General features: G+C 45.5%; 11 protein-coding genes. 5 read left to right on the top strand and 6 right to left on the bottom strand.

The window, feature by feature from the left end; translation table 11 throughout:
* Positions 1–3: 3 nt before the first annotated feature.
* Both ACKPCE_RS01945 and ACKPCE_RS01950 read left to right on the top strand, forming a co-directional pair.
* Positions 4–1,032: a glycoside hydrolase family 53 protein gene (locus ACKPCE_RS01945; RefSeq protein ID WP_319504001.1), complete on the top strand. Its 1,029-nt coding sequence runs from the start codon at positions 4–6 to the stop codon at positions 1,030–1,032.
* Between the two features lie 127 nt (positions 1,033–1,159).
* On the top strand, positions 1,160–2,758 hold the full coding sequence (locus tag ACKPCE_RS01950) for an aspartate:alanine exchanger family transporter (RefSeq protein WP_277639908.1): 1,599 nt from the start codon (positions 1,160–1,162) through the stop codon (positions 2,756–2,758).
* A 3-nt stretch (positions 2,759–2,761) separates the two neighbouring features.
* Here ACKPCE_RS01950 and ACKPCE_RS01955 read toward each other — a convergent pair whose 3' ends face one another.
* From ACKPCE_RS01955 to nrfH, 4 genes are all read right to left on the bottom strand, one after another.
* Complete coding sequence (locus ACKPCE_RS01955) at positions 2,762–3,550, bottom strand: cytochrome c biogenesis protein (RefSeq protein WP_319505904.1); 789 nt, start codon at positions 3,548–3,550, stop codon at positions 2,762–2,764.
* Positions 3,537–4,781 carry a cytochrome c biogenesis ResB family protein gene (locus ACKPCE_RS01960; protein WP_319504002.1) on the bottom strand — a complete coding sequence of 415 codons (1,245 nt, stop codon included), beginning with the start codon at positions 4,779–4,781 and terminating at the stop codon, positions 3,537–3,539. Before ACKPCE_RS01960 ends, ACKPCE_RS01955 begins: the two co-directional genes overlap by 14 nt.
* 73 nt (positions 4,782–4,854) lie before the next feature.
* On the bottom strand, positions 4,855–6,336 hold the full coding sequence (nrfA, locus tag ACKPCE_RS01965; protein WP_319504003.1) for an ammonia-forming cytochrome c nitrite reductase: 1,482 nt from the start codon (positions 6,334–6,336) through the stop codon (positions 4,855–4,857).
* Positions 6,337–6,346: 10 nt separating this feature from the next.
* A complete protein-coding gene (nrfH, locus tag ACKPCE_RS01970; RefSeq protein ID WP_024995872.1) occupies positions 6,347–6,922 on the bottom strand; it encodes a cytochrome c nitrite reductase small subunit in 576 nt (191 codons plus the stop codon).
* 109 nt (positions 6,923–7,031) lie between these two features.
* Here nrfH and ACKPCE_RS01975 point away from each other — a divergent pair, with 109 nt between their 5' ends.
* A complete protein-coding gene (locus ACKPCE_RS01975; protein ID WP_319504004.1) occupies positions 7,032–7,895 on the top strand; it encodes a uroporphyrinogen-III synthase in 864 nt (287 codons plus the stop codon).
* Positions 7,896–7,897: 2 nt separating this feature from the next.
* Here ACKPCE_RS01975 and ACKPCE_RS01980 read toward each other — a convergent pair whose 3' ends face one another.
* Positions 7,898–8,902 (bottom strand): AI-2E family transporter, encoded by a 1,005-nt coding sequence (locus ACKPCE_RS01980; protein WP_319504005.1) that lies wholly within the window; start codon positions 8,900–8,902, stop codon positions 7,898–7,900.
* 131 nt (positions 8,903–9,033) lie between these two features.
* On the opposite strand from ACKPCE_RS01980, the gene ACKPCE_RS01985 reads away from it, so the two are divergent.
* Both ACKPCE_RS01985 and ACKPCE_RS01990 read left to right on the top strand, forming a co-directional pair.
* Positions 9,034–10,260, top strand: a complete 1,227-nt coding sequence (locus ACKPCE_RS01985) for a 3-phosphoshikimate 1-carboxyvinyltransferase (protein ID WP_319504006.1) — start codon at positions 9,034–9,036, stop codon at positions 10,258–10,260.
* Positions 10,261–10,270: 10 nt separating this feature from the next.
* The gene (locus ACKPCE_RS01990; protein WP_319504007.1) at positions 10,271–10,807 is read left to right on the top strand and encodes a PH domain-containing protein; all 537 of its coding nucleotides are present in this window, start codon (positions 10,271–10,273) and stop codon (positions 10,805–10,807) included.
* 215 nt (positions 10,808–11,022) lie between these two features.
* Here the strand turns inward: ACKPCE_RS01990 and ACKPCE_RS01995 are convergent, their stop codons facing one another.
* On the bottom strand, positions 11,023–12,183 hold the full coding sequence (locus tag ACKPCE_RS01995) for a hypothetical protein (protein ID WP_319504008.1): 1,161 nt from the start codon (positions 12,181–12,183) through the stop codon (positions 11,023–11,025).
* Positions 12,184–12,188: the final 5 nt, after the last annotated feature.

The raw sequence follows: 12,188 nt of genomic DNA on the forward strand, positions 1-12,188 counted from the left end.
ACAATGAAAATAAAAGCAATATTAATGGGCTGCCTCCTGATGGGCATCACGGCAGCCTGCAGCAATGACGACAAGCCACAATTCCCGAAGAAGCCCCAGTATGACATGAGCGGCTTCGCCAAAGGAGCCGATGTAAGCTGGTTAACAGAGATGGAAAAGTCGGGCAGCAAATTCTACAATGCCGACGGCAAAGAAACCGAGTGTATGACCCTCCTTCGCGACTTGGGAGTTAACTCCATCCGGTTACGAGTATGGGTAAACCCCGCCAACGGTTGGTGCAATAAAAGCGATGTCGTTGCCAAGGCCTGGCGGGCACACCAACTGGGCATGCGCCTTATGATTGACTTTCATTACAGCGATTCATGGGCAGACCCCTCTCAACAAACCAAGCCGGCAGCTTGGGCCGGTTATACGATGGATGAGTTGAAAGTAGCTGTTGCCAACCATACCAAAGAGGTGCTGAATGCCCTGAAAGACAAAGGCATTACCCCCGAATGGGTGCAAGTGGGAAATGAAACAGGAAACGGTATGCTATGGGACGAAGGTAAGGCTTCTGATAACATGGCACAATATGCAGCTCTGAACAATGCCGGTTACGATGCCGTGAAATCAGTCTTCAGCAATGCCAAAGTCATTGTACACCTTCAGGAAGGAAACAAAAACGACTTGTTCCGCTGGCTTTTCGACGGACTGAAGGCAAACGGTGGAAAGTGGGATGTCATTGGCATGTCACTCTATCCGCAGGCCGATACCTGGCAAACCATGAACACCCAATGCGTGGCTAATATACAAGACATGATCAGCCGTTACGGTTCAGAAGTCATGCTGTGCGAAGTAGGCATGCCCTGGGATGATGCAGAGAGCTGCAAGAACTTTCTGTCTGACTTACTGGCAAAGACCAAAGACATAGATCAATGCTTGGGCATCTTTTATTGGGAACCCCAAGCATACAGCGGATGGAACGCTTATACCCTAGGTGCTTTTGATAATACCGGAAAGCCAACTGTGGCGCTCGATGCGTTCAAAGAGTAAGCTTCCCTTGTAAATAACGAATAGCTTCCTGCCCGTTCATCTTGGAATGAATTAGCAGGAAGCTATTTTATTATCAGGCATAAAAGTATTATCTTTGTCCACAACATAATGCTAAGATTCTATAATTATGCTCGAAACACTTCTTCAATCATCTTACTTCTCTCTCTTTTTGATTATTGCACTAGGCTTTATGCTGGGCAGGGTTAAAATTATGGGACTTTCGCTGGATGTATCGGCGGTCATCTTTATCGCCCTTTTATTCGGCCATCTGGGAGTAGTCATTCCCAAAGAATTGGGAAATATCGGTTTGGTACTGTTCATCTTTACCATCGGCATACAAGCCGGACCGGGTTTCTTTCAGTCGTTTCGGTCCAAAGGTAAAACCTTAATCATACTCACCTCTATATTGGTGGGATCAGCATCATTAATAGCTGTTATCGCTAAATATATCCTAGATATTGATACGCCTAGTGTCGTGGGACTCATTTCCGGTGCGTTGACCAGTACCCCGGGACTGGCGGTAGCCATTGATACGACCAATTCGCCCGCGGCTTCCATTGCCTACGGAATTGCTTATCCTTTCGGAGTCATCGGTGTTATTCTATTCATTAAACTACTTCCGAAAATGATGCGGATTGACATACAAAAAGAAGCGCAATTGGTGGAGGAACAAAGAAGAGATATGCATCCCAAACTATCAACGGCTTCATTCCGCGTAAGCAATGCCAATGTATTCGGCAAAAGTCTGGCACAACTCAACGTACGCAGCATGACGGGAGCCGTTGTGTCCAGAGTCAAAAGCGGCAACAAAACCATTATTCCGGTAGCCTCAACCGTTTTGTTGGAAGGCGATCTGATTAAGGCCGTGGGCAATGAGCAGTCGCTGGAACAACTTGCCATATTAATGGGCGAGCGGGTAGATATTGACTTGCCATTGGGAACTACGCAGGAGCTACAATCCCTGTTGCTTACAAATAAAGAAATAATCAACAATACACTTGGTTTCTTAAATCTTCAAGGAACATTTGGCTGCACCGTGACACGAGTTCGCCGAAGCGGTATTGATCTTTCTCCGGAACCAAATCTGGTACTCAAATTCGGCGATAAACTAATGGTAGCCGGAGAACGTGAAAGCGTAAAACAACTGGGACATTTCATTGGTAACGATGAGAAACGATTGTCGGATACAGATTTCTTCCCCATTGCCGCCGGCATTGTTTTAGGCATTTTATTCGGCAAGCTGAGCCTCTCCTTTTCCGATTCATTCAGCTTCTCTTTCGGCCTAACGGGAGGTATCCTGATGGTTGCCTTGATTCTGAGTGCCATCGGCAAAACAGGTCCCATAGTATGGACCATGTCGGGTGCAGGCAATCAATTGTTGCGCCAACTGGGACTGCTTCTCTTCTTAGCCGAAGTAGGGACATCGGCCGGCGTTAATTTGGTTTCTACTTTTCAGGAAAGTGGCTTAGCCCTGTTTGGCGTAGGTATTGCTGTCACCTTGCTACCCATGATTATAGCAACATTAGTTGGGCATTTTATCTTCAAAATTAATATCCTCGACTTGATAGGAACCTTAGCCGGAGGAATGACCAGCACCCCCGGACTAGCAGCAGCCGATTCAATGTCGGACAGTTCGGCACCGAGTGTGGCTTACGCCACGGTCTACCCCATCGCCATGGTTATCCTAATTCTTTTCATTCAACTGATAGCCAATGTGGTTTATTAGTACTTACATGCTATACGTATGTACACTCACCCCTTGTGCCGAAGGCAGGTAGTTAATACCATACCAAGCCATTTGCAGTAAAAGAAAAGAGATAAGTAGCATGATCAGTGCAATTGAATATGAAGTCTTGCGATGTAACCGATAATGAATATAACTTAGGTAACAAAACCAAGTAATGGCCGCCCAGGTTTCTTTGGGATCCCAGCTCCAATAATGTCCCCAAGCCTCTTTTGCCCATAACGCACCGGATAAAAGTCCTAACGTCATAAAGGAGAATCCTATCTGCACCAAGTTATCACACATATCCATTTCCATTGCTGCCGGACGTTTGTTTTTTCTCAAAAGCAGGTACAGCGCCATAACAGTAGCCGCACCCAGCATTGCATAGGCAAACATATAAACAATTACATGAGGCACAAACCAAGGACTTTGCAAAGCAGGCATCAAAGTCTTGTTATGGATATCGGGTTTTAACAAATTCACGCCAATAAAAACCAGTGCCAGCACAGTGCTGAAGGAAAGAATCCATTTATACCTCCAGCGCAGGTACGTCATAAGACCCACCAAAGGAAGAAAAAAAGAATACCACAAACGGGTCTCACCCATCGTACGCATGGGAGGACGTTCCAATGACACCCACAATCCGATGATAAATGCCGCAAAAATCAATAAACCCGCCAAGGTAAATCCACAGGCCTTCGCGATCCTATTTCCTCGCCAGGCAAACCATGCACCCGCCAACCAGCAACAGAAAGCCGGTAAGGCAAACAGCCAAAAATCAGTCCAGTTTATCATGAACACCCTCCTTCCTTTTTTGAAAAACAAACAAAGCCAGTGCACCGGCAATCATCATGAGTATACCCGTATACACCACGGGCAACCACGGATCTCTCACCAGCTGAAACACACTGACATCACTCCAGCGCCCTTTACTTTCATCATAACCCAATTGATAAATCTTCCATCCGTCTACCTGTACGGGTTTATTGACTTCAATCACTTCACGAATGGTTTTACCCGATTCCGTGTAAACCGTCACATCCGAATAAAAACGCTTAGGCTCAGGTTCCGGCATTACCAAACTGACTTTCTCATTTAAACGCATGGCTTTATAGGGAAACATATAATTACCGCAACTAACCCATCCTTCATGTGTCTCGCCTGTTTTTCTATGACTCACCCGAATGTACAAAGCCATTGTGGCCCCCACAGAATGAAACTCCACGTATTTCAACGTATCACCCGTAGGCACACCAGCCGCCATGGGCAGTTTAGTAATAACTGCCACATCCCAGTCGAGAAGCTTTCCTACAGCAGCACTATCTTCTACCAAAAAATGATCCGGCTTCCCCTTGGGTAACATATCGCCGGTTTCATTGTCTATCAGCATCAGCTTAGGCGGATATTCTTCTATGGAAAACTCATGTAATTCAATAGCCAAAGGTAGTTCCAACACATCCCCCCGTTCATTAGTTGCCATCCACTGGGGGCGCCCCACTAACGTATTCATCTCAAGCTGTTGAATATCTGCGCTGCCCAAAACCGCACCGGTAAGGGCAATAAGCAACCCCAAGTGATTAAGTACAAAAGGGATGTCCTTCCATTGGGCAGAGAAAAGCCGTAGAAAAACAGTCATGCCCAACACCGCAATGAACCAAACGAATAGAAATGCAAAAGCCCAGTTAGATAACATCTGTGCAAAGCCGGGCCAGGCATCTCCTTCGTGCATGTAACCGGGTAGTTGTTTCACTAATCCCATAACCAAGGTCAGTAAAGCCAAAGAAGAAATGGAAGAGATGGCAGCCTGATAACTGCTCAGCCATCGCAAAGCAGCAAACTTTCTTCGAAAAAAGTGCAACAGAAGTAACAAGAGAAAAAAGACAACGGCAGCCAATAAATTGATCGGATAAGCCAGTGTTTCGAGGTGAAAGCTTCCTACGGCAGCCTGCAATGACAAACCAGTCAGAAATAGTCCTCCACAAATGACGTAACCTTCTTTATACCCCCAGGGTTGTTTCCACATACTATCAGATATTTAATTAAGAACCACCGTCACGACGCGGGCAACGGTGGTTCTGCAAACATAGTTATTTTTATTATATCTGTGCCAATCTTCCTTTGGCTTTTGCTTTTTCAAGCCATTTGGGAACAGTCACTTTCAGGAATTGTTCTTTTTCCTGATGTTCCTTTTTGATATCCAATCCGATGTATTGCTGTGCCTTCTCTTTGGTTGAAATATCGGGCATCGGCACATCACCGGTGAAACCATTTTTAGCTAGCACTTTGGCAATAGACAAGCGAGCCTGTAATGCCCTGTCTAAACCATGTCCCAGAATACGTTGTATCTCCTGAGGAGCATGAAAAGAAGCCCCATGCGAAGCAACGGAAAAATCCCAGCGCCACTGAGCCTGACGAATCAGCTTGAGTACATCCTTCATTTGTGCTTCGGTAGCACCTTTTTCCCAAGCGAATTTGGCTTCTATGTGAGCTTTAGCCAGTTCTTGCTCCAACCTGTTACGAGCCTCATTGGCTTTACGCTGACGTTCGTACACATTGTTACGCAATGTCTCTTCACTTTCTCTGTGGCACACCAGACAAGTGCGGTCAATCTTAGCCAGCGGACTTTGTACATGGTGATCGCTGTACTTAATACCTCCTTCCGCCATATAAGGCATGTGGCAATCGGCACAGGAAACGCCCCGTTGTCCGTGAATACCCATCTGAGCAATTTCAAAATCAGGGTGTTGCGCTTTGATGACAGGCGTCTGACTCAACGCATGCTTATAATCATAAAATTCGGCCTCATCGTAATACTCTTCAATTTTCTCGGCGGTAATACCTTTATCCCACGGGAAAGTCAGGTAATTGTCACTTTTACGAAAATAATATTCTACGTGACATTGAGCACACACCAGTGAGCGCATCTCCTGCGGAGTAGCCTCATCGATATTCTTTCCCTGACGGGCAAATGCCTCACGCAGAGCCGGTCGGCTGATATGCAGATTCATCGTTTCCGAATCATGACAGTCGGAACAACCGATAGGGTTCACGATTTCGCTTCCCCAAAACGCCCATTTCTTGTTATAAAAAGAATCAACTCCTACAGCCTCCATCATCCGTGGTACGTCCGGACTTTTGCAAGTCCAGCAGGTAGCCGGTTGCGGACCATCATGATCACCAGTAGGTGCACCGGTACGGAGCGTGCGATGCACATCCTCAATGGCATGCATGTGTCCGCGAGGCGTTGTGTAGTCTTTAGAAAAAGCATATCCGGCCCATAGAATGACCATTTCCGGTCGTTGAGCCAGCACATCAACAGCTTCGCTGCCGTTGAACTCGCTTTTAAAGTCAGTCTCTGCAGTACGCAGCCACGTGGCATATTCTCTGGGATAATTATCCTTGAATATTTCATTGCGCGGTTCAATGCCTTTAATATCCACCTTCTTGTTATTAAAGACACTTGCCACCTCAGCTCTGTGTTCCAGCATAGAGGCAACTACCAGACCAAGTACAAATACAACAACCATTGTTCCAACGAACAACAGCCACCCTTGCCAGGTTTTGAGTTTTCTTTCCATATCCGCTATATTATTTTTTCATTATTTTCTTCAACCATTGAGGTACCGGTGATTCCGGGTAAGGAACCAACGCATTGGGAGTTGTCGAAAGACTCACCTTGCCATGCCCAACTTCCTTGTGACAATCCCAACAAGCCTTGCCCTCACCAACCTGAGTCTGCATGTAAGAAAGGCGTCCGTCTTTTACAAATTCAGTATTCAGCTGAGTATGGCAACGGATGCAGTTGTTCATAATAACCTCTGAACTCTGGGGAATTGCCTGAATAACCTGAGGTTCCGTATTCGTAAGAAACACAGCAGTATGGCGCGTACCGTCCATCGCCTTGAACAAATACTTCCGAAACATATTTTCATGAGGAACATGGCAATCATTGCATGTGGTGTTACGACCGTGTGAACCGTGCGCCCACGTATCATAATAAGCACCCATGAGGTGACAGTTAACGCAGGCCGACGGATCATCTCCCAAGTAGGTATGAGCCCTTAGCAGATACAGGAAAAGAAAACCACCACCAAAAATGAATCCTGCGGAAACAACAAGAAACAGCTTCAACCTGTATGAAAGAGTTATAGGTACTTTTTTCATAAAACTATTAGATTCCGTAACGGTGCTAAAATAAAAAATCTATTCCGTAAAAACAAGTAAAGAGTAAAAAAATAATTAGTTTTGCAAAGAATCCACAAAAAAGGACACTATGCACCTCTACCCTATTATTCTTGTTGCCATAAGTTGCTTATACTGCCAACCAACCCGGAGTCAGTCAGCAACACCCCGTGTAATCATTACAGCTCCGCAAGGTTATGCCCAACGGTTGGAAAAAGCACTGCAAGAAAAGGATATTGCAACTTATTCTTGCCCCATGATAGAAACAAAAGTACTACCTGAAGAAGCCAAGATGAATCAATTCCTGAAAGAGATGCAGAACTATGACTACATCGCCTTCTCGAGCCGCAAAGCCATTGAATCTTTCTCCATTGCATTGGCAAAACATCCGGAGGCTAAACTGTATTTGCAACAAATAACGCTCTGCGCCATTGGTAAAGATGCCGAATATCTTAAAAAGGAATTGGAAATAAGCGATGTATTATTACCCGACGAAGCCAGTCCCATGGGCATTGTTGCCAAACTAAAAACCCGGCCGGACATCAGCGGAAAGCGAATAGCCGTATTGGCTCCTTGGGTAAAAGACATACCCGAACCCGATGTGGTACCCGATTTTATGCGTGCACTCAAAGCCATTCAAATGCAAGTAACACGCATTGATGCTTACACAACCTGTGCCAGCGAAGAGAACATACAAAACCGGTTTGCCGAACTGATCCGGGCAAAGACAGCAAACTGCCTTGTGTTTACCAGCGGAGCCGAAATTGAAGTCGCCATGCAAACGTGCAAGAAGCACCACCTTTCAACCAACAGCCTTGAGATTGCCTGTTTCGGCCCTTACACAGCCGCGTACGCAAGAAAAAAAGGGCTCAAAGTAAGCATTGTAGCGCAAGACTTTAGTGCTTTTACAGGATTGGCAACGGCCATCCATCAATATTATCAGAATAAAAAGTAGACTTATTTATCCAGATACTCCCTTTTATAAATATCAAAACAGAGAATAAACACCGAGATCAGAAGCGGGCCGAAGATAACTCCCATAAAACCAAACAACGGTAAACCGATGACCACACCGAACACAGTTATAAGCGGATGAATGTTGGCCATTTTCTTTTGCAGCATGAAACGAATAAGGTTATCAACATTGGTGATGATAATCAACGCATAAGCAGCCAGTCCGACAGCATTTACCCAATCGCCCAACAGCGCCATGTATACAACAAGGGGCAGCCAGATAAGAGCAGTACCAACCAGCGGAATAACTGTAGCGAAACAGGTTAGGAAACCAAAGAGCAGTGCATTGGGTGCCCCGAAAATAAAGTAACCCGCCATAGCAATTCCTCCTTGAATAACAGCCAGCAAAGGAATTCCGATAGCGTTGGAGGTCACGATACGATTCATTTCCTTGAGAACCGATTTCCTGTCGGCTTCTCCAAAAGGAAGAATGCTGTACACATACTCCTCCATTTTAGAACTACCTATGAGCATAAAGAAAAGGATAAAGACCAATACAAAAAGATTCATGATCAGTCCACTGACATTGCCTAGAAAAGATTGAGCCAGCTTCGTAAAAAAGGATGCCACGGCCGACAGATTTTCTTCTTTGAACAGTTCATAACCGGTTTTTTCACGAACAACCTGCACGGCATCTTCTACAGAAGCCATGAGCACGGCAGGATCCAGATTCAACGTCTGCAACTCGCCAATGAGAAGCCAGACAAAAAGAGACAACGGAATCAGGAAAAACAAAACAGTTTCGCCAATCAATAAAATGGCAGCCAAACTGCGTTTCATCTTTTTCTTTTCGGAAAGATATTTCATCTGTCCCCTTAACAGCGCATAAATGGTTATCGCACCCAGAATGCCACTCAGAAAGGGAATCAGTCGAACGAAAAGAATTCCTCCCAGTAAAAGGATAATAATGATTAGTGAATATTTCGTATAGCGTTCTTTCTCATTCATAGAATCAAGTTTTTAGTTTCACAAATTTATAAATTATCACTTTATTCGTATCAATACCATCCGATTATTTTAAAAAGCTTCGATTTTATTCCTATTTTTGCAAACAGATTCATTTATTACCAACTGAAATTATGCGCTACAAACTTTCTGCGCCTTTGCAACCGAAGGCCGTCATAGAACTCCCCGCTTCAAAAAGTATCAGTAACCGAGCACTTATTATTCATGCGCTGGGACGCGGAACAACTGTGCCGGCTAACTTGTCGGATTGTGACGATACCCGGGTAATGATTCAGGCACTCACAGAGAATCACGATGTAATTGACATCTTGGCAGCGGGAACGGCCATGCGGTTTCTTACGGCTTACCTCTGCGTAACGCCCGGCACACGCATCATCACCGGTACGGCACGGATGCAGCAACGCCCCATTCAGATATTAGTTAATGCTCTTCGCGAATTGGGTGCGCAGATTGAGTATGCCGGCAACGAAGGATTTCCGCCTTTACGCATTACGGGCGGTGAACTAAACGGCCAAGAGGTTACGCTGAAAGGAGATGTCAGTTCACAATATATTTCGGCTTTGCTGATGATAGGGCCTGTGCTGAAAAACGGACTCACGCTTCATTTAACCGGCGAGATTATTTCTCGTCCTTACATCAACCTGACGTTGCAACTCATGACCGACTTTGGCGCAAAGGCTGAATGGATCTCGGAGAACTGCATTCGCGTGGCTCCTCATCCTTATTCGGATACGGCTTTCCGGGTGGAAAGCGATTGGAGTGCAGCCTCTTATTGGTATCAGATTGCAGCATTGAGTTCGCAGTCGTCCATCAAGCTAAAGGGACTTTTCAAAAAGAGTTATCAGGGCGACAGCCGGGGAGCAGCGGTGTTTGCCAAATTGGGCATCGCAACGGAATTCACCGACGGAGACGTCATACTTCGCCAAACCAGTGAATATCCCGAACGACTGGACGAAGATTTTATCGACATACCCGACTTGGCACAAACGTTCGTGGTAACGTGCGCTTTGCTCAACATTCCTTTCCGCTTTACCGGCTTGCAAAGTCTGAAGATAAAGGAGACCGACCGCATTGCTGCCCTCATAACCGAAATGGCCAAGCTAGGTTATGTTCTGCGCCACGAAAACAATTCCGTCTTGATATGGAATGGTGAACGATGCGAACCGCATGCCACAGCTGTTATCAGCACATACGAAGACCATCGCATGGCCATGGCATTCGCTCCTGCAAGCATTGTCTTTCCGCAGATACGCATAGACGAACCTCATGTGGTAAGCAAATCGTATCCCAACTATTGGAACGATCTTCGCCTGGCTGGTTTTGGAATAGAAGAAGAGTAAAATCAAAAAAATGAAAGACAAACGTTACACAGTAAATTGGAGTCGCTCTGTAAAGGCACTAACCATAACATTGAGCATTATATTCGTGTTGACGGAGTTATTTCTCCTGATTGCTTCTTTCAATTTTACTGATGATTGGCATGATAGAGCTTGGTGTTTGTTTACCTTCATCGTTATACTTTCTGTTAGTGCGTACACGATGGCACTAACACCGTTATCCATATCATTAACTCCAGCTGAACTGATTCTTTATAGACCAATCGGTAAAAAGAAGTTTCCCATAGATTGCATTCAGCATATCGATGTATACAATGAAGAAGCAGGAATCAGGATATTTGGGAGTGGTGGTTTTTGGGGATTCGTCGGCTTGTTCTACTCTAAACAACTAGGCAAACATTCCGCTTATGTAGGTGATTACCATGAAGCTTTTTATATCATTTTAAATTCAGGAAAGAAGGTGGTTTTAAGTTGTGAAAACAGAGATTTCATCATCTCTTCAATAACCAAACGCAACGCACCTAATAGTCCCAAACAACCCGCTAACTAAGTCATTTGCTACTTATGATTATTTCGTCACAGGTACCTGTGCCCTTCGTCCCCGCATGCGGTGATTTACGTCCCCGCATGCGGGGCCATTCGTCACAGGTAGCGGGGACGAACTGTTTATAAAGAAGAATGACCTTAGTATACAGGCACTTTGGCCTTATATACCGGTCATTCTGATGTTAGTATATACAGAAGCCGGGACTTGGCAGGCGGCTTTTATTTTTTGCGTGCAATTTGCAAGTTCGACTGGCGTGCGTATCCAATGCGGAAGTTCAGCGGTTTGGGGTCGGCTTGCTCGTAGGCTTCACGCAATTCGGGTTGTACATATTTGCCAAACATCGAAATGGGTTTCTCAAAAGTGCCGTAAAGTGTTACGTCCCACTTCTCTGTATCGTAAAATGGCAAAGGAATACCGGAGTCATCTTGAAGCACAGCCGAAGTATGGTTCAGTATGCCTTCACGAATTCCCGAGAAATAAGTCATGTGCATCAGGTAAGAGGCCGATTTGATAAACGTAACCGTTGTGCCTGCGTCAAACTGATTGACATAAGCCGTAAGCGCTTTGTTGCGAGGGAAACCGCCGTTACTCAAATCTGCCTTGAGATAATAAAGCGTTTGCAGTTTATTGGTTCCGTGACGAAAGTACTTAAACTCAACCATATCGCCTTGTTCGATGGGCTGTCCGTCTTCTTTCGTGTCAGCTATTGCGCCTTGTTCGGTGAGGCGCACATTACGGATGCTCACAATTTCCCTGCCCGAGCGTACCATCAGCACAGAGATAATAGGCGTTACTCCGTCAATGGTGTCGTTAAACAGTTCTTGTTTCATGTCGTCCGTGCGGAAGAAGCTGAGATTCAGAATGTCCGATACGGCATTTTGATAGAGTTTATAAGTCTCTTTAGAAGGCTTTTCTATCTTCACCTGCGAACCGGTTTTCTCTAGTCCGATCAGGAAATAGGTATTCATCTCGGGGAAAAAGGTGTTGGGAAAGAGGTAATCCGGACCGCCAAAGGGATAAAATACCGTATGGCAGTTTTCATTGATGTCACTCAACTCCTTCTCCGTGAAAGCAATGAGCCGTGGGGCGGTTTGCTGAAAAGCATTCCATATCTGCTCCATGTTACGGGCGTGGGCTTTCCACGTATCCGATTGCGAGAGTTCATACAAACGACTCGTTTCGTTACGCACCGGCAATCCGGCAACAAAACGTGCAGCATCAGTCAGAGCCTCATCGGCAACTAATTTGGTTGTGTCCGCAGGCAGCGTATCGGTCTGTTCAACCGATGCACTCACGGGCACAGCAGGTTTCTTTTGTCCGCAGGCTGCCACAAGCAGCAAGGCGAAACTCCATGTTAAATAGTTCAGCGTAGATTTCATATATA

It is taken from the genome of Bacteroides graminisolvens (assembly GCF_963666085.1).
In the GTDB taxonomy this organism is placed as follows: domain Bacteria; phylum Bacteroidota; class Bacteroidia; order Bacteroidales; family Bacteroidaceae; genus Bacteroides; species Bacteroides graminisolvens.